Source organism: Aeromicrobium sp. Root344 (assembly GCF_001425755.1).
Lineage (GTDB): Bacteria > Actinomycetota > Actinomycetes > Propionibacteriales > Nocardioidaceae > Aeromicrobium.
In genome coordinates this window covers 2676007-2692454 of the sequence record NZ_LMDH01000001.1, presented here as the reverse complement: position 1 = coordinate 2692454, position 16448 = coordinate 2676007, and the positions used below count along the sequence as shown (strand labels likewise).

18 protein-coding genes are annotated in these 16448 nt (G+C 70.3%); 8 read left to right on the top strand and 10 right to left on the bottom strand.

Annotated elements, in window-relative coordinates; genetic code table 11:
* Positions 1 to 17: 17 nt before the first annotated feature.
* The gene (locus ASC61_RS13240) at positions 18 to 680 is read right to left on the bottom strand and encodes a response regulator transcription factor (protein WP_056212633.1); all 663 of its coding nucleotides are present in this window, start codon (positions 678 to 680) and stop codon (positions 18 to 20) included.
* Positions 677 to 1810 (bottom strand): sensor histidine kinase, encoded by a 1134-nt coding sequence (locus tag ASC61_RS13235; RefSeq protein ID WP_157439491.1) that lies wholly within the window; start codon positions 1808 to 1810, stop codon positions 677 to 679. Before ASC61_RS13235 ends, ASC61_RS13240 begins: the two co-directional genes overlap by 4 nt.
* Positions 1811 to 1921: 111 nt before the next feature.
* On the opposite strand from ASC61_RS13235, the gene ASC61_RS13230 reads away from it, so the two are divergent.
* A complete protein-coding gene (locus tag ASC61_RS13230) occupies positions 1922 to 2506 on the top strand; it encodes a TetR/AcrR family transcriptional regulator (protein ID WP_056212630.1) in 585 nt (194 codons plus the stop codon).
* 21 nt (positions 2507 to 2527) lie between these two features.
* Complete coding sequence (locus tag ASC61_RS13225) at positions 2528 to 3421, top strand: alpha/beta hydrolase (RefSeq protein WP_056212628.1); 894 nt, start codon at positions 2528 to 2530, stop codon at positions 3419 to 3421.
* A 9-nt stretch (positions 3422 to 3430) separates the two neighbouring features.
* On the opposite strand, the gene ASC61_RS13220 is transcribed toward ASC61_RS13225, so the two are convergent.
* Positions 3431 to 4015 (bottom strand): DUF2017 domain-containing protein, encoded by a 585-nt coding sequence (locus ASC61_RS13220; RefSeq protein ID WP_056212626.1) that lies wholly within the window; start codon positions 4013 to 4015, stop codon positions 3431 to 3433.
* A complete protein-coding gene (gene clpS, locus ASC61_RS13215; protein ID WP_056212624.1) occupies positions 4012 to 4308 on the bottom strand; it encodes an ATP-dependent Clp protease adapter ClpS in 297 nt (98 codons plus the stop codon). Before clpS ends, ASC61_RS13220 begins: the two co-directional genes overlap by 4 nt.
* Before the next feature lie 75 nt (positions 4309 to 4383).
* On the opposite strand from clpS, the gene ASC61_RS13210 reads away from it, so the two are divergent.
* The 5 genes from ASC61_RS13210 (at position 4384) to ASC61_RS13190 (ending at position 8635) form a co-directional block, all read left to right on the top strand.
* On the top strand, positions 4384 to 4752 hold the full coding sequence (locus ASC61_RS13210; protein WP_056212623.1) for a hypothetical protein: 369 nt from the start codon (positions 4384 to 4386) through the stop codon (positions 4750 to 4752).
* 34 nt (positions 4753 to 4786) lie between these two features.
* Positions 4787 to 6085, top strand: coding sequence for a nicotinate phosphoribosyltransferase (locus ASC61_RS13205; RefSeq protein ID WP_268750615.1), 1299 nt, complete (start codon positions 4787 to 4789; stop codon positions 6083 to 6085).
* On the top strand, positions 6082 to 6636 hold the full coding sequence (locus ASC61_RS13200; protein ID WP_056212619.1) for an isochorismatase family protein: 555 nt from the start codon (positions 6082 to 6084) through the stop codon (positions 6634 to 6636). The genes ASC61_RS13205 and ASC61_RS13200 overlap by 4 nt, the downstream gene beginning before the upstream one ends.
* A gap of 219 nt (positions 6637 to 6855) precedes the next feature.
* The gene (locus ASC61_RS13195) at positions 6856 to 8148 is read left to right on the top strand and encodes a GNAT family N-acetyltransferase (RefSeq protein ID WP_056212617.1); all 1293 of its coding nucleotides are present in this window, start codon (positions 6856 to 6858) and stop codon (positions 8146 to 8148) included.
* A 1-nt stretch (position 8149) separates the two neighbouring features.
* Positions 8150 to 8635: a GNAT family N-acetyltransferase gene (locus ASC61_RS13190; protein ID WP_056212615.1), complete on the top strand. Its 486-nt coding sequence runs from the start codon at positions 8150 to 8152 to the stop codon at positions 8633 to 8635.
* On the opposite strand, the gene ASC61_RS13185 is transcribed toward ASC61_RS13190, so the two are convergent.
* The 4 genes from ASC61_RS13185 to ASC61_RS13170 all read right to left on the bottom strand — a co-directional run bounded on the left by ASC61_RS13185 (position 8632) and on the right by ASC61_RS13170 (position 14145).
* Positions 8632 to 9657 (bottom strand): LLM class flavin-dependent oxidoreductase, encoded by a 1026-nt coding sequence (locus ASC61_RS13185; protein ID WP_235503556.1) that lies wholly within the window; start codon positions 9655 to 9657, stop codon positions 8632 to 8634. The two genes, ASC61_RS13190 and ASC61_RS13185, sit on opposite strands and share 4 nt — an antisense overlap.
* Positions 9658 to 9707: 50 nt before the next feature.
* A complete protein-coding gene (locus ASC61_RS13180) occupies positions 9708 to 12221 on the bottom strand; it encodes a hypothetical protein (RefSeq protein WP_056212610.1) in 2514 nt (837 codons plus the stop codon).
* Between the two features lie 67 nt (positions 12222 to 12288).
* Complete coding sequence (locus ASC61_RS13175) at positions 12289 to 13161, bottom strand: oxygenase MpaB family protein (protein ID WP_056212609.1); 873 nt, start codon at positions 13159 to 13161, stop codon at positions 12289 to 12291.
* 39 nt (positions 13162 to 13200) lie between these two features.
* Entirely contained in the window at positions 13201 to 14145 is a 945-nt protein-coding gene (locus ASC61_RS13170; protein ID WP_082530662.1) for an alpha/beta hydrolase, read from the bottom strand.
* Positions 14146 to 14202: 57 nt separating this feature from the next.
* On the opposite strand from ASC61_RS13170, the gene ASC61_RS13165 reads away from it, so the two are divergent.
* Positions 14203 to 14466, top strand: a complete 264-nt coding sequence (locus ASC61_RS13165; RefSeq protein ID WP_056212605.1) for a hypothetical protein — start codon at positions 14203 to 14205, stop codon at positions 14464 to 14466.
* Here ASC61_RS13165 and ASC61_RS13160 read toward each other — a convergent pair whose 3' ends face one another.
* Together ASC61_RS13160 and ASC61_RS13155 are read right to left on the bottom strand one after the other, a co-directional pair.
* Positions 14467 to 16161 carry a DEAD/DEAH box helicase gene (locus ASC61_RS13160; protein WP_056212603.1) on the bottom strand — a complete coding sequence of 565 codons (1695 nt, stop codon included), beginning with the start codon at positions 16159 to 16161 and terminating at the stop codon, positions 14467 to 14469.
* Positions 16151 to 16420, bottom strand: coding sequence for a DUF3039 domain-containing protein (locus tag ASC61_RS13155; protein ID WP_425458383.1), 270 nt, complete (start codon positions 16418 to 16420; stop codon positions 16151 to 16153). The genes ASC61_RS13160 and ASC61_RS13155 overlap by 11 nt, the downstream gene beginning before the upstream one ends.
* Positions 16421 to 16448 lie beyond the last annotated feature (28 nt).

Sequence of the window (16448 nt, the reverse complement as noted above, 5' to 3'; positions counted from 1 at the left end):
GGCGTACGCGCGGCGCCTCAGGACCAGCCGGGGCGTACGAGACCGGACTCGTACGCGATGACGACGAGCTGGGCCCGGTCGCGCGCGTCGAGCTTGATCATCGCGCGGCTGACATGGGTCTTGGCGGTCGCCGGGCTCATGAACAGCCGGGCGCCGATCTCGTCGTTGTTGAGGCCTTCGCCGACGAGGGCGACGACCTCGCGCTCGCGATCGGTCAGCGGTTCGAGCACTGCCGGGCTGGCCGTCCCGCGGCTGCGGTCCGCGAACTCCGAGATCAGCCTGCGGGTGACCCCGGGCGACAGCAGAGCGTCACCGGCTGCGACGGCGCGTATGCCGGCGAGCAGCTCGGCGGGCTCGGTGTCCTTGACCAGGAAGCCACTCGCCCCGATGCGGACCGCCTCGAAGACGTACTCGTCGAGCTCGAACGTCGTCAGGATGACCACGCGCACCGCCTCGAGGGCCGGGTCGGCCGTGATCCGCCGTGTGGCCTCCAGTCCGTCGACGCCCGGCATGCGGATGTCCATCAGCACGACGTCGGGGACGTGGCGAGCGACGACCTCGACGGCCTCGCCTCCGTCGGAGCCCTCGGCGACGACCTCGATGTCCTCCTCGGCGTCGATCAGAGCGCGAAATCCCGCCCGCAGCAACGCCTGGTCGTCGACCAGCACGACGCGGATCATGAGCGACTCCTCAACGGCAGCGACGCGTGCACCCGGGTGCCACCGGCGCCCGCGCGCCCGACCTCGAGCGTGCCACCGAGCGTCTCTGCGCGCTCGCGCATGCCGATGATGCCCGTGCCACCGCTGTCGTCTGGGTCGAAGCCACGGCCGTCGTCCTCGACGGTCACGCTCAACGCCGCGTCGTCGTAGGCCAGCTCGATCTCGGCACGTGACGCAGCGGCGTGGCGTACGACATTGGTGATCGCCTCCTGCACGATGCGCAGGGCGGCGAGCTCGACCGACGACGGCAGCGGACGTACCTCACCCCGCACGGTCTTGCGCACCGCCAGCCCGGCGTGGCCGCTGCGCTCCACGAGGTCGTCGAGCGACGCCAGGGTGCCCGAGGGGCGGCGAGGGGCCTGCTCGTCGACGTCCCGCAGGACCCCGACGAGCGACCGCAGCTCGATGAGCGCGTCCTTGCTGGCGTCCTTGATCGCCTCGAGCGCCGTCTGCGCCTGCTCGGGCCTGCGGTCGACGATGTGCAGCGCGACGCCGGCTTGCACGTTGATCAACGAGATGTGGTGGGCGACGACGTCGTGGAGCTCACGGGCGATCTGGAGGCGCTCCTCGTTGGCCTGCCGGCGGGATGCCTCGGCCCGCGCCTGCCTCGACGCGACGAGGCGCTCGCGCCGCACCCGCACGAGCTCTCCCGCAGCCAGCACGAGCAGGGACCACGCCACCGCGCCGGACAGCCAGGACCACGACCACTCCCGGTCGTACATCGGCCGCTGGACCGCGAGCACCGTGACCACGACGGCGCCCAGCCCGAGCCACGCGGCAATCCGGTGTCCCCGCACGACGGTGATGACGGTCGCGATCGCGAGGCTCGCAAGCACCGGTCCGAACGCGTAGTCGCGCAGGACGTACGCCACCGTGATCGCCACCACGAACGCCAGGACCTGCCTGGGCCAACGCCGGAGGAACAGTAGCGACACCGGGCCCAGAGCGGCGATGGCGATCGCCAGCGCGTCGAGTCCGCGGTGGCCCGCCTGGTTGTGGTGGGCGCCGACCGTACCGGCGACCTGGAAGACCGTCAATGGCAGCCAGCCGAAAAGCGCAGGCCGCGGCACGGCTCTCAGGTCGACGGACATGCCTTCACGGTAGGCGAACCAGCCGGGCGCGAGCATCGCACCGGCGGAGCATTGCGGCGTACGCCCCAGGGAGTAGTCGACAGAAAAGAACGACCGTGCTATAACTGGTCCATGTCCAAGGGTGACGAGACGCGACACGCGATCCTGACCGAGGCGACCGCCGTCGCCGCCAAGGTCGGGCTCACCGGCATGACGATCGGCCAGCTCGCCGCGCACACCGGGATGTCCAAGAGTGGCCTCTACGCGCACTTCGCCTCCAAGGAGGCGCTGCAGATCGAGATCCTGCGGCACACCCGTGAGCGGTTCGTCGACCAGGTCGTACGCCCCGCGCTGCAGGCGCCGCGCGGCGTCGCCCGCCTCCGCGTCCTGTTCGACGCCTGGGTCACCTGGTCCGAGACATCGGCGGACGGCGGCTGCCTGTTCGTCGCCGCGTGCTCGGAGCTCGACGACCAGCCCGGTCCGGTCCGCGACGCCCTGGTCCGCGACGAGCACGACTGGCTCGAGATGATCGTCACCGTCGCCGGCACCGCCGTCAGCGAGGGCGAGTTCCGCGAGGACCTGGACCTCGAGCAGTTCGCGTACGAGCTGCACGCCCTGACCCTCGCCCACCAGCACTCCTCGCGCCTCCTGCGCGACCCCAAGGCCCTCGAACGCGTGCGCCGCGCGTTCGACTCGCTCATCACGCACGCCGCCTGACCTCCAGCAAAGGAATCTGACATGGCTCTCTCATCATCGCAAAAAAGCACGACCGTTCGGCCTTCTCAGCGTCTGCTGCGCGCCGGTTTCCGGACGCTCGAGCACGTCGCGCCCGCGCTCGGCGCCCGCTGGGCCGACCGTTGGTGGTTCACCCTGCCCGCGTCGCGGGTCGGCGACCTGCCGCCCGGAGGGACGCCGTTCGAGGTCGAGTCCGAAGGCCACACCGTCCGCGGGCACCGTTGGGGATCCGGTCCGGTGATCTACCTCGTGCACGGGTGGGGCGGCAACGAGACCCAGCTGGCCCGGTTCGTGCCACCCCTCCTCGCGGCCGGCTTCTCAGTCGTCACGCATGATGCGCCGAGCCACGGCAGCTCCGACCCCGGCGCCGTCGCGGGCCAGGGCCATGCGGTCGAGATGGGTCGCGCGCTCGACGCCGTGGCGGCGGTGCACGGCCCGGCCCATGCCGTCGTCGCGCACTCCATGGGTGGCCTCGCCACCGGGCTGACACTGCGATACGGCTGGTTGGGCACCCAGCGGCTGGCCCTGGTGGCGCCGATGGTGCGCATCGGCGACCACCTGCCCACGCTCGAGGCCGGCCTGGGCTTCGGTCCGCGCATTCGCCAGCGGCTCAAGCAGCGTGCGTACGACCGGGTCGGTCTGTCGGTCGACGAGGTCGATCTCGTCTGCATCGCCGAGGAGATCGAGCGTCCTGACCTGCTGGTGATCCACGACCCGGCTGACCGGCTGGCGAGGTACGACTCGGCCGTGCAGCTCGTCGACGCGTGGGACGGAGCGCGGCTCACCACGATCGACGGGCTCGGTCACCACCGGATCCTGCGGGACGATGCCGTCGTGCGGCAGGTCGTGGCGTTCGTCGTCGCCGGGCAGCTTGACGAGCTCGAGCGGAGCGCCTGAGGTCGGCGCTCAGTCGAGTGCGGAGATCAGGGTCTCCTGCACGTAGCCGAGCCAGTCGTAGATCTCGGACATCGCCGCGATCGCCTCGTCCTCGGACTGGGCGATGAGCATCGCGTCCTCCTCGGCGTCGATGCCGAGTCGCACGGCGAGCGACAGGCGCACGTCGGTCAGAGCTCGCAGCCAGGCCTGCACCTCGGCGTCGTCGAGCTCGATCTCGATCTGCGGCTCGTCGTCGTCGACCGGCGTGCCGAACGTGAGGCCGCCGTCGACGAGGGATCCGATCAGCGCCTCGGCGTTGGCGACCTTGGCCGACGTCAGCGACCGCTCGGTGAACCGCCGGAACTCGCCGGCGCCCTCCTCGTCGTCGCGGTAGGCGTCGGGCAGCAGGCGACGGAGGACCGGGTCCTCGGGCGGCAGCGACGGGCCGCCCATGCCCAGCTGGGTCGCCAGCGGGTCGGCGGTCGACTCGTCGGCGCCGTTGCGGTCGCGCAGCAGCTCGACGACCTGGCCGGACAGGCTCGCCAGCAGGTGCGCCTCGCCTGCCTCGAACGTCGCGGTGATGCCCCCGCGGCGGCGCTTCTTGAACGGCTTCATGCATCCTGCCGTTCCAGCGTGGCCCACAGGCCGTACTCGTGCATGGCCTGCACGTGGCGTTCCATCTGCTCGCGGCTGCCGCTCGACACGACGGCCTTGCCCTCGTGGTGCACCGCGAGCATCAGCTCGTGCGCCTTCTCCTCGGTGTAGCCGAAGTAGTTGCGGAAGACGTAGGCGACGTAGGACATCAGGTTGACCGGGTCGTTCCAGACGATGGTGACCCAGGGATCCTCGAGCTCGACGATCTCGTCAACGTCGGGCTCCGCGATCTCGACGGGCGACGGCGTGGTCATACGGCCATTGTGTCCCAGGCACCTGACGGAGTGAAACCGCGCGGTCGGTGCCCCCGCCTCGGTCATACTCGGAGCATGACGATCGACCGGGGGCAGGACACGCGCGTCGCAGGGTGGATGGTCATCCCCGTCGTCCCCGCGCTCGCTGTCATGGCGGGATATTCGAGCGGGCACGAACATGGGGTGGCCGCCGGCACGCTCTGGACGCTCTTCGCAGTCGCACTCCTCGGATCCGCGCTGCTGCCGGCCTTGCGGGCGTACGCCCGGCCGACCCGTCGCAATCTCGCGACCGTCGCCCTGGTCGTTGCCGGCGTCGCCCTCACCGCGATCGGGCTCACGGACCACGGCGACGCGTACGACAGCACGGTCTTCGGCCGGTTCCTGCTCATCCCGGTCGGCGTCGTGATGTGGCTCTGCGGCTGCCTCCGCCGACTCGACGTCTGAGCCCCGTTCCCCGTGCGCCTCTAGGCTGGACACCGTGAACGCCTCCACGGCCCTGCTGACCGACCGCTACGAGCTCACGATGCTGCAGGCCACGCTGCGCGACGGCACGGCGCAGCGACGCTCCGTGTTCGAGCTGTTCGCGAGACGGCTGCCCGAGGGCCGCCGGTACGGCGTGGTGGCTGGCATCGGGCGACTCCTCGACGCGCTCGAGGAGTTCCGGTTCGACGCCGCCGAGCTCAACTGGCTCCGGGAGTCAGACGTCGTCGACGAGGACACGATCCAGTGGCTCGCCGACTACCGGTTCACCGGCACGATCTGGGGCTACCCCGAGGGCGAGCTCTACTTCCCGCAGTCCCCCGTGCTGATCGTCGAGGGCACGTTCGCGGAATCGGTGATCCTCGAGACGCTGTTCCTGTCGATCCTCAACCACGACTCGGCGATCGCCTCCGCCGCAGCTCGCATGATCACCGCCGCCGGCGACCGGCCCTGCATCGAGATGGGGTCCCGGCGTACGCACGAGGGCTCGGCCGTCGCCGCGGCCCGGTCGGCCTACGTCGCCGGGTTCGCCGCGACCTCCAACCTCGAGGCCGGTCGTACGTACGGCATCCCGACGACCGGCACCAGCGCCCACTCGTTCACGTTGCTGCACGACACCGAGCGCGACGCGTTCGAGGCGCAGGTGCGAGCGCTCGGCCCCGGCACGACGCTGCTGGTCGACACGTACGACATCCCTGAGGCGATCCGCACCGCCGTCAAGGTGGCCGGTCCCGAGCTGGGCGGCGTACGCCTCGACTCCGGCGATCTCGTGGCCCTCGCCGCCGAGGTCCGCACGCAGCTCGACGACCTCGGCGCCACGTCGACCCGCATCACCGTGACCAGTGACCTCGACGAGTACGCCATCGCCGCCTTGGCCGCGGCACCTGTCGACGGATACGGCGTCGGCACCGCGCTGGTGACCGGGTCCGGCGCGCCGACCAGCGGTTTCGTCTACAAGCTCGTGTCGCGCGAGGACCCCACCGGCGAGATGGTGCCGGTCGCCAAGAAGAGCAAGGACAAGATCTCGGTCGGCGGCCGCAAGTCGGCCCTGCGCCGCCGCGACGCCGACGGCACGGCGCAGGCGGAGGTCATCGGCATCGATCTCACCCCGGTCGACGACGGTGACGACCGTACGCTGCTGGTCGAGCTCGTCCGCGACGGCTCACGCGTGCACGACGCGACGCTCGAGGACGCCCGCGACCGGCTCCGTACGTCGCTCGCCGAGCTGCCGCTGTCGGCGATGCAGCTCATGCGCGGCGAACCCGCCATCGACACCGTCTACGAGGAGCGCACATGACCACAGCATTGATCGTCGTCGACGTGCAGAACGACTTCTGCGAGGGCGGCTCGCTCGCCGTCACCGGCGGCGCCCAGGTCGCGGCCGACGTCGCCGACCTGCTGACCACCAAGACGTACGCCACGGTCGCCGCGACCCGCGACCACCACATCGATCCGGGCTCGCACTTCTCGGACGACCCCGACTTCGTCGACTCATGGCCGCGTCACTGCGTCGTCGGCACCTCGGGCGAGGAGTTCCACCCGCCCCTGGAGCCGGCCCTGTTCGACGAGATCTTCTACAAGGGTGAGTACGCCGCCGCCTACTCGGGCTTCGAAGGTGCATCCGCCGACGGCGTACGCCTCGCCGACTGGCTCCGCGCTGCCGGCGTCGATGCGGTCGACGTGTGCGGCATCGCGACCGACTACTGCGTACGTGCGACGGCTCTCGACGCGGCACGTGAGGGATTCGCCGTGCGTGTGCTCGAAGGGCTCACCGCCGCGGTGTCACCGGACAACCTGCCGGACGTGCACCGTGAGTGGGCCGACGCCGGAGTGGCGATCAGCGACTAGGACCGCGGCGGCACGACGACGGCGGCGACCGATCCGGCGACCAGCCCGACGAGCGTCGGTCCCGCGAGGAATCGCACCAGCAGCGACCACCGCGAGGGAAGCGTGATGTCTGACATGACTCGACGATCCCGCCCCGGGCTGACGGGCGATCGACGGCAGGATGAACTCCGCGGGATCGGTGGGCGTCAGGTTGTCCGCCGGCATGGATAGCCTGAGCAGATGGGCAACGACCACCTCGACCTGCCGATCGATCCCACCTCTCGCGAGCGGCTCGCCGCCGACGGGCTCCGGCTCGAGCTCCTCGACGTCTCCGACAAGCAGGCGTTCGCCGCCTGGACGCGGGCCGAGGCACGCGGCTTTCACGGCCCCCAGCAGACCGACGCGGCGATCGAGCAGCGGCACGGCTACTCCATCGACCGCCGCATCACCGGCGTCTACGACGACTCCCTCCCCGTGCCGGAGGAGCCGGTCGCCACGACCAAGGTGTGGCCCGCCGACCTCACAGTGCCGGGCCACCGCGCGGTCCGGTCCTGGGCGATCAGCGACGTCACGGTCGCGCCCACCCACCGACGGCGCGGCGTCGCTCGCGCACTCATCGAGGCCGAGCTCCGCACGGCGCAGGCTCACGGCGCACCCATCGCCACCCTGACGGTGTCCGAGTCGACGATCTACGGACACTTCGGCTTCGGACCGGCGGCACTGGCGCGCGACCTCACGATCGACGCCCGGCGGGCGAGCTGGACCGGTCCCCGGCCGGCCGGGCGGGTGCACTTCGTCAACGCCGACCAGCTCCTCGAGCCCGGGCTCGCCCTGGTCGAGCGCGTACGCCTCGCCACCCCCGGCCAGATCGCCTACGACGGTGTCCTCTGGGATCGTCAGCTCGGCATGATGGTCGACGACGAGGTCGCCAAGAAGCAGCGACACGTCCGCTACGACGACGAGAACGGCCAGATGCAGGGGTGGGCCAGCTACACGCTGACCGAGAACCCCGACGACTTCACCCAGCACCGGCTCGACCTGCTGCACCTGGTGACGGCGACCGACGACGCCTACGCCGCATTGTGGCGGTTCGTCCTCGAGATGGATCTCGTGTCCGAGGTCAAGGCGCACCTGCGACCGGTCGACGAACCCGTGCGGTGGATGGTGTCGGACTTCCGCGCCGTCAAGGTCGCCGAGCTCGACCATCTCTGGATCCGCGTCCTCGACGTCCCGGCCGCGCTCGAGGCGCGCACCTATGCAGCGTCCGGTCGCCTGGTCCTGCGCGTGACCGATCCGTTCGAGGCGGGCGACGGGTGCTGGGCTCTCGAGATCGACGATGCGGGGGCCGCCACGGTCTCCCCGACCGAGGAGCCGGCCGACGTGTCCATGACGATCGCGGACCTCGCGGTGATCTATCTCGGCGGCACCTCGCCCCGTGTGCTGCAGTCGGCCGGACGCGTGCACGGCGACGCCACCGCGCTCGACGCCATGTTCCGCTCCCCCGTCGCACCGTTCTTGAGCATCTGGTTCTGACGTGCAGGTCCGTGCATTCCAGGCCGACGACTGGGCGCAGGTCTGGCCGATCGTGCGTGCTGTCATCCGTGCGGCCGACACGTTCACCTACGATCCGGCGATGACGTCCGAGCAGGCGTACGACCTCTGGGTCCAGCCGCCGCCCGGCCGCACGGTCGTCGCCCACGATGACGGCCAGATCCTCGGCACGGCGCACATGAACACCAACCGGCCCGGGCCCGGTTCGCACGTCGCGACGGCGAGCTTCATGGTCGCCGAGGACGCTCGGGGCCAGGGCATCGGCGGAGCGCTGGTCCGCGACGCCCTCGACTGGGCACGAGGGCGCGGCTATGCCGGCATGCAGTTCAACGCCGTCGCGGCGTCCAACACGTCAGCCGTCGAGCTCTACGAGCGCCACGGCTTCACGATCGTCGGCACGGTCCCCGGGGCGTTCGAGCACCCGGCACAAGGCCGGGTCGGGCTGCACGTGATGTACACGGAGCTCTAGAGCAGCTCCTTCGCCAGCAGCTCCAACGTCTGCTCGCGTCCCGGAGCCGTACGCGGATCGGTGCCACGCCTGGCCGACGCGACCGGGTTGACCATGACCTCGTCGACGCCAAACTTCGCAGCGAGCTCCCGGATCTGGGTCGCCGCCTGCTCAGCCGTCCCGACGACGGCGCGGGCGAGCCCGGAGTCGACGATCGCCGCGGCCTGCGGGTGCAGCTCGAGCGCCTGGGCGTCCTCGACCAGGTCGAGCGCCGTCAGCGGCTGCCCCGTGCGCAGGCGGGCCATCATGTGCAGGTTGGGCAGCATCAGCGCCGCGGCCTCCTCCTCGGTCTCCGCGACCGACGCATTGACCGTCAGGAACGTGACGGGCTCCGCGGCCAGGTCGCTGGGCTGGAACTCCGAGCGGTAGACCTCGAGCGCCTCGGCGGTGCCCTGACCCGAGAAGTGGTGCGCGAACACGTACGGCAGGCCCTTCGCCGCGGCGAGGTGCGCCGAGTACATCGACGAGCCCAGCAGCCACATGCGCGGCTCGGTCGACGCGGCGGGCGTCGCCTTGAGGACGTAGTTCTGGCGCGGCACCGCGACACGTACGCCCTCGGCGCCCATCAGCGCCACGACGTCGTCGAGGTACTGCGGGAAGTTCTCGATGTCGGTGTCGTCGCGACCCGCGGCTCCGCGCAGCGCCATCGAGGTGACCGGGTCGGAGCCCGGGGCGCGCCCGATGCCGAGGTCGATGCGGCCGGGCGTCGCGGCCTCGAGCAGGGCGAACTGCTCGGCGACCGCCAACGGTGCGTGGTTGGGCAGCATGACGCCGCCCGAGCCGAGCCGGATCGACGTCGTCTGCGCACCGAGCATCGCGATCAGCACCGGCGGCGAGGTTGCCGCGACCGCCGGCATGTTGTGGTGCTCGGCGACCCAGAAACGGGTGAAGCCGAGACGGTCGGCGACCTGCGCGAGCGACACGGTCGCGGCCAGCGCGTCCCCGGTCGACTGGTCGGTGCGTACGGGGACGAGGTCCAGCACGGAAAGTCTCACGTCATGGGCAACGCGCGACCCCCGCCGATGCTTCCCGGTCAGCTGATCCTGGTCACCTTGCCGGTCGAGCCGAACGTGACGGTGCGGGTGACGTTCGACCCAGCAGCGCTGCGAGCACAGTAGGTGAACGTCGTCGCGAGCCGGGTGTGGGGCTGCCCGGCCTTGAGCAGCACGTTCTGCACCGTGGTGCCGAGTGGGATGCCCTTGATGACGCTCTCGGCCTTGATCGCCCGGGGATCGCGGCACGCGTCGTTGGTGACACCGACGGCGCGCTCCCACATGTCCAGGTATGCCTCGGAGCCGCGGGCCATGTCGTCGGCGATCGCCTGACCGCCCTGCTTGCGCAGGTCCTCGATCCAGTCGGGGTAGAGGCCGTAGTGCGCCACGCCGTCGACGTTGATGTCGTACGTCCGCTTGCCGCTGACCTGCTTGTCGATCGTGACACCGCCGAGACCTGCGAACGGATAGGTCACCTTGTCGGGGGCGTTCGCGCCGCGCGGGTTGCCCTGTGCACCCAGGCCGTTGATGTCGGCGCCGTAGCCGAAGCCGAAGTAGTAGCGCGGGTCTGCCCAGGTCAGGTGCTTGCGCCACTTCTCGACGAAGCCCGCGCTGTCCCCTGCGTACGGCGTCACGACCCCGCCCAGCTCATAGATGCGCGGGTACGCGTCCGGGGTCGCCCACGAGTGGCTCGACACGACGCCGGGATACTTCAGCTTCTCGGCGAGGTCCAGCGACGACTTGCGGGCCACGACACTCATGTGGTCGGGGTCGAAGATCATCTTGCGCTTGGCCATCTCCTCGATCGTGTGGTCACCGAGGTTCGTGAGACCGCGCGCGTTGCAGTGCGGCCCGGAGGCGTACAGCGGGAGCTTGATCGGCACTGCCAGCCCCGCGATAGCGCCGAACAGCGCATCCTGCTGGGGCGCGACGGACGGCAGCGCGAGCTGATCCTTGTCGTGCACCTCCGGATCGCTGCCGTCGGGACACTTTCGCATGTCCCAGAACGACCCGGTCTCGAGGAAGTTGGCGGCGTTGATCAGCGGGGCGGCGGTGCCGGTGTCGCCGGCCACCCCTGCCAGCGCGTTGTCGAACTTGTTGACCAGCTCCATCTGCCGCACGCCGAGGGCATGGACCTCGTCGAGCTGCTGGTCGATCGAGGCGGTCGTGCACTGCGGCCGGTCGAGCTTGCTGGAGCAGCCGAACACCGCGCTGGTCTCGATCCCCATCACGACCGCGAGCTTGCCCTGGTTGATGACCTCACGCGCCTGGAACGGATCCGTGACGATGCGGTACCAGCCCTTGCCCGGGCCGCCGCTCTGCGCGTCGACGTAGCGCTCGAGCTTGCGCATGTCGCCGGCCTGCAGGCGGATCGACGCCATGTCGTCGCACGAGTTGCGCTTGAGCGGGTAGAGCATGCAGAGCTGGTTGTTCTCCACCAGCAGGTTGACCAGGATGCGCTGTCCGCCACGCCACGACCGCTCGAGCCACTTGTAGTACGTACCCTCGTGGGTCAGCGAGTCCGGGGCGGGCCAGTCCTTGAACGTCGGCCAGCCGACGGTGTCGTGCGGCTCGATCGTGCCGCCCTTGAGGAAGTTCTCGAGCACCGCGCCACTGCCGCCGGTGAGCTCGTGGTCGATGCAGTCCTTGAGTGCGTACGCGACGCCGTACGGGTGCCACGGGCGGCCGCAGTGCACGTCACCGCCCAGGAACTCGAACGCCATCCCGTGCGTGTGTGCGTCGAGGTAGCCGCGCACCTCTTGGTAGGGCGTCGCACCCGCGAAGGGGTTGCCGGTGACGTTGACATCGACCTCGGGCCAGGCGGCACACCCGTTCGCCAGCCTGAGGTTGAACGGCGCAGCGGCGCCGTTGACCAGCCCACCGGTGGACGACCGGCCGAGCGAGATCTTCTTCGTCGGCAGGCTGAACGTGAAGGTCGAGCCGGACTTCGTCACGGTCCAGTCGGACATCGCGCTGGGGTTCAGGTGCGGGTTCGGCCGCGTCAGGGTGCTCGCACCCAGGAAGGACTTGTCGGGCGCGAACAGCAGGTACGTTCCCAGGTCGGTCGCCTGGAAGTGGAACGGCAGCGCCCCCGTGAGCGAGGTGCCCTTGGCTGCGTAGCCTCCACCGTCGCGCACGACCCACTTGCCAGTCGTCGCGGACTGCAGCGCGTAGCACCCGCCGGCCATCGCATAGCGGTCCTGGGGCACCGCGGTACGTGCCGCGGGCGACGTGGTGGGTACGAGGGTCGGGTCCGGCTCGTCGCGCTGCTCGGCGACTCTGCTCACGTGCGTGACCGCTTCGGTGAGGGTCGTGGGGTCAGCGGTGTCGGCCGACTGCGGCGCCCGGGATATCGCGTTCTTGGTCGCCGGGTCGTTGTGCGTGTGCGGCTTCGACTCGTCGATCACGGCCCCGGCAGCCGGTGCGGTCGCCGGTCGGTCGTGGAACTGCTGGGCCCAGCTCGCGTACGCGGGGAACGATCCCATCGTGACGGCGATCGTGGTGATCGCGATCGTGACGGGCCAGAAGTGACGGTGGCGTGAGACCGGCCGCATGAAGCCTCCCAAGTTACTTGGGAGTCATAACGAGACGCGGGTCACGAAAGTCACGCGGATGTACAACTCAGGCGACGTCGTCCATCTCCGGCATGGTCGACGGGAAGGTGCCGAGCCGCTCGACCATGAACCCACCCGGGTACGTCTTGATGCGCTTGAGGTCGCGCGCGTACTGCGGGGTGCGGCGCGGCGGCATGAACCGCTCGATCCGGGCCCGCAGCCGCAGGCCACCCCGCGCCATCGCGACGACCAGGCGCGACGGCTTCTCGTAGCCGAACGCCTCGAGCAGCGCGTCGTCCATCAGCGCGCGGCTGAACACCTCGACCGGCTTGGCGGCGATGCGTGGATAGAACGAGACCAGCAGCTCGAGCGTCGCGTCGGCCACGGCCCGCGTCTTCGGGTCCGGCGTGAAGTGCTCGGTCTCGTACGAGTCCATCAGCTCCTCGAACCCGGCGAGGTCGTGCGGGATGTCCTTGATGCCCATCAGCGCGCCCAGCCGCTGGTAGTACCTGACCCCGGCGGTCACCTCACGGTCGCTGGGCTTGCGCCAGCCGTAGTCCTGCAGCCATCGGTGCGGCACGACGACGAACGTCGCCAGGACGTAACGCAGGTCGTCGTTCGAGATGTCGTAGCTGCCGTGCATCTGGTTCATCCGGCGCACGGCGGCTCGACCGTCCGGGGACTCCATGCCGTCGACGAGCACGGCTTCCAGGACGAGAGCGGTGTCGTCGTGCCGCTTCTGGGTGCGCTCGGTGAACTCCCCCGTGTCGAACAGCAGCCGGCCGATCGACGGCACGGCGTACGTCCGGAACAACGCGAAGCTCAGCGCCTGCTGGTAGTCCCACGGGAACTCGTGGTGGAGGCCGATCCGGGCGATCTCCTCGTATTGAGTCTCCGGGTCGAGCTCGGCGATCCGGCGCTGCCAGTGGTCACGTCGCATGGCCTGACGTTACCGTGACAGCACCACTGTCACAATGCCTCAGAGCGTACGACCGAGGTAGTCCACGATGTCGTCGAGCGCCCGCTTCGCGACCGGAACGACACCCGGCAGGCTCATGAACCCGTGGATCGCGCCCGCGTACTCGGCATAGCGGACCGCCACGCCGGCCGCCTCGAGTGCGTCACGATAGCGCGAGCCGTTGTCGAGCAACGGGTCCAGCTCGGCCGTCAGGATGAACGCCGGCGGCAGGCCGGCGTGCGACGTCGCCCTGATCGGCGAGGCGCGGAAGTCCTCGTCACCGTAGCGCTCGCCCATGTAGAGCCGGGCGAACGCGCGCATGTTCCTCGACGTGAGCACGGGGGCCTCGGCATGACGATCCTCGGACGGGTAGCGGTCGTACATCTCGGTGCCGGGATAGATCAGCACCTGGGCCCGGACCTTGGGACCACCGGCGTCCCTGGCGAGCAGTGCCAGCACGGCGGCCAGGTTGCCTCCGCCGCTGTCACCCATCACCGCGAGGCGATCCGGGTCGATGCCCAGCTCGTCGGCGTGCGCGACGACCCACTCCAGCGTCGCCCAGCAGTCCTCGACGCCGGCCGGGAACGGGTGCTCGGGCGCCAGCGCGTACGCCGGCGAGATCACGGCGGCGCGATTGCGCACGGCGATCCGGCTCGCCATCCACTGCGACTGCTCGGGGTTGCCCTGCACCCAGCCGCCGCCATGGAAGTTGATGACGACGGGCAGCGGCGCGGCTGCGTCGGCGGGCCGATGCACGAGCGCACGGGAGCCGTTGCCGACCGCGATCTCCTCCGCGACCGCGGCCCGGTCGGCGCGGCCGAAGACGTACTGGCCGGGGAGGGTGCGCTGCAGCCTGACCCGCTTCGCCCGGTGTGCCGGAAGGTCGACGACGTCCTCGATGCCCTTGTCGGTGAGGCCCAGCAGGGCCGCGAACACGCGCGTGCGCAGCGCCATCGTCGAAGTCACGCCCGCGAGCGTAGCCGTTCGCACCCTGCCGCACGCGGTGAGCCGTAGGCTCGAGCCATGGAGCTCAGCCCGCTGTCGCCGTCGCTGGGCGAGGTGCTCCTCACGACGGCCAACTGGGTCGTGTTCCTCGTCGTCGCCGTGGCGAGCTATCGCCGGAGCCGGTGCCTCAGCGGCTACCCGGTCTGGAAGAGCGTCGTGATCGGCGTGGTTGCCGGCGCATGGTGGCCGCTCTGGTTGATCGTCTGGTGCGTCAACCGAGACCGCATTGCCTGGGAGTGGCGCGAGTACCGGCGGGAGCGGACGCTCACGCCTGCGGCCTGATCAGCCGGAGGCCTTGAGCGCCCAGGCGCGGATCGCGTCGATGCGCTCCTGCAGCTGTGCGGCCGAGGCCTGGGCCGCGGGGGGCCCGCCACACTGCTGCCGCAGCCGGCTGTGCGTGACACCGTGCGGCGCACCTGTGCGGTGGTGCCAGGCGCCCACGAGCGCGTGCAGCTCGCGTCGCAGCTCGCTGCGCTTCTCGAAGGCGACATCGGCCTCGGGCGCCGAGGCGTCCTTGGCCTTCGCCTTGGCCCGCTTGGCTCGTGACGTGCGCAGCAGCTCGGCGACCTGGTCGTGGTCGAGCAGCCCCGGGATGCCGAGGAAGTCCAGCTCGCCGTCGTCATCCGACAGCGCGTCGTAGCCGAACTCGCCGCCGTCGTAGACCAGCCGGTCGAAGGACGCGTCGCTGCCGAGCGCGCGGTACTCCCCCAGTTGGTCCGAGGCACCCTGGTCCTCGTTGGCCTTGGCCATCAGCTCGGCCTCGGCGGCGAAGAGGTCCTGCTCGTCCTTGACCGGCCGACCGATGACGTGATCGCGCTGCGCCTCGAGGTCGGACGCCAACTGCAGCAGGCGTGGCACGCTCGGCACGAAGATCGACGCGGTCTCACCCTTGCGCCGGGCCCGCACGAACCGGCCGACCGCTTGGGCGAAGAACAGCGGCGTCGAGGTCGTGGTGGCATACACACCCACGGAGAGGCGTGGAACGTCGACGCCCTCGCTGACCATGCGCACGGCGACCATCCAGGGGGTCATCCCGGCGGAGAACTCGGCGATCCGCGCACTCGCGCCGGCCTCGTCGGACAGCACGACGGTCGGCGCCGCACCGGAGATCTCGGCGAGCACGGCGGCATACTGCCGCGCGGTGTCCTGGTCGCTCGCGATCACCATGCCGCCGGCGTCGGGAACGTCGCGGCGCACCTCCATCAGCCGGGTGTGGGCCGCCGTGATGACTTCGGGGATCCACGAGCCGTTGGGGTCCAGCGCCGTGCGCAGCGCCTGCGCCGTCGCCGCCCGGTCGAGCGGTTCACCGAGCCGCGCCGCGACCTCGTCGCCGGCTCGGGTGCGCCAGTGCATCTGGCCGGAGTAGGCCATGAACAGCACCGGACGTACGACCCGGTCCTTGAGCGCCTGGGCATAGCCGTAGGAGTAGTCGGCGACGCTCGTCATCGTGCCGTCGTGCTGCGGCGCGTAGGTGACGAACGGGATCGGGTTGTCGTCGGAGCGGAACGGGGTGCCGGTGAGGGCGAGGCGCCGCACTGCGGGGTCGCACGCCTCCTGGACGGCATCGCCCCACGACAGCGCGTCGGCCGCGTGGTGCACCTCGTCGAGGATCACGAGCGTCGGGCGGTGCTCGATGCGCGCCCGATAGGCATTGGGGTTGACCGCGAGCCCGGCGTACGTGACGGCAAAGCCCTGGAAGTCCTTGCCGAGCACACCCTGCCCGGCCAGCGACGGGTCGAGCGTGATGCCGATGCCGGACGCGGCGAGCGCCCACTGGGTCTTGAGGTGGTCCGTCGGCGTGACGATGACGACGCGCTCGATGACGCCGCGGGCGAGCAGGTCGGCGGCGATCGTCAGGGCAAAGGTCGTCTTGCCGGCGCCCGGCGTGGCGACCGTGAGGAAGTCGCGCGGTTGCGCGCGCTGGTAGAGCTCGAATGCCTCACGCTGCCAGACCCGGAGGTGCTGGCTACGCGTCACCCGAGGGGTCCCCCTCGTCGCCGTCGTTGAGGCTCTCCCAGATGTCCTTGCACTCGGGGCACACCGGGAAGCGCTCAGGATCACGGCTCGGCACCCACACCTTGCCGCACAGGGCGACGACGGGGTGACCCATGATCATGGCCTCGGTCAGCTCGTCCTTGGGGACGTAGTGCGAGAACTTCTCGTGGTCACCCTCTTCGGTGCGCATGTCGGTGCGCTCGTCGACAACCGTCTGAGTACCTCGCCCGAAGAAAGCCACGTGGCCAGTCTAACGAGTCCTCAGGACA

What these genes read in the sequence shown, in the direction of transcription:
- ASC61_RS13240 (WP_056212633.1), bottom strand. Translation starts at nt 680, where the DNA reads ATGATCCGCGTCGTGCTGGTCGACGACCAGGCGTTGCTGCGGGCGGGA.
- ASC61_RS13235 (WP_157439491.1), bottom strand. Translation starts at nt 1,810, where the DNA reads ATGTCCGTCGACCTGAGAGCCGTGCCGCGGCCTGCGCTTTTCGGCTGG.
- ASC61_RS13230 (WP_056212630.1), top strand. Translation starts at nt 1,922, where the DNA reads ATGTCCAAGGGTGACGAGACGCGACACGCGATCCTGACCGAGGCGACC.
- ASC61_RS13225 (WP_056212628.1), top strand. Translation starts at nt 2,528, where the DNA reads ATGGCTCTCTCATCATCGCAAAAAAGCACGACCGTTCGGCCTTCTCAG.
- ASC61_RS13220 (WP_056212626.1), bottom strand. Translation starts at nt 4,015, where the DNA reads ATGAAGCCGTTCAAGAAGCGCCGCCGCGGGGGCATCACCGCGACGTTC.
- clpS (WP_056212624.1), bottom strand. Translation starts at nt 4,308, where the DNA reads ATGACCACGCCGTCGCCCGTCGAGATCGCGGAGCCCGACGTTGACGAG.
- ASC61_RS13210 (WP_056212623.1), top strand. Translation starts at nt 4,384, where the DNA reads ATGACGATCGACCGGGGGCAGGACACGCGCGTCGCAGGGTGGATGGTC.
- ASC61_RS13200 (WP_056212619.1), top strand. Translation starts at nt 6,082, where the DNA reads ATGACCACAGCATTGATCGTCGTCGACGTGCAGAACGACTTCTGCGAG.
- ASC61_RS13195 (WP_056212617.1), top strand. Translation starts at nt 6,856, where the DNA reads ATGGGCAACGACCACCTCGACCTGCCGATCGATCCCACCTCTCGCGAG.
- ASC61_RS13180 (WP_056212610.1), bottom strand. Translation starts at nt 12,221, where the DNA reads ATGCGGCCGGTCTCACGCCACCGTCACTTCTGGCCCGTCACGATCGCG.
- ASC61_RS13175 (WP_056212609.1), bottom strand. Translation starts at nt 13,161, where the DNA reads ATGCGACGTGACCACTGGCAGCGCCGGATCGCCGAGCTCGACCCGGAG.
- ASC61_RS13165 (WP_056212605.1), top strand. Translation starts at nt 14,203, where the DNA reads ATGGAGCTCAGCCCGCTGTCGCCGTCGCTGGGCGAGGTGCTCCTCACG.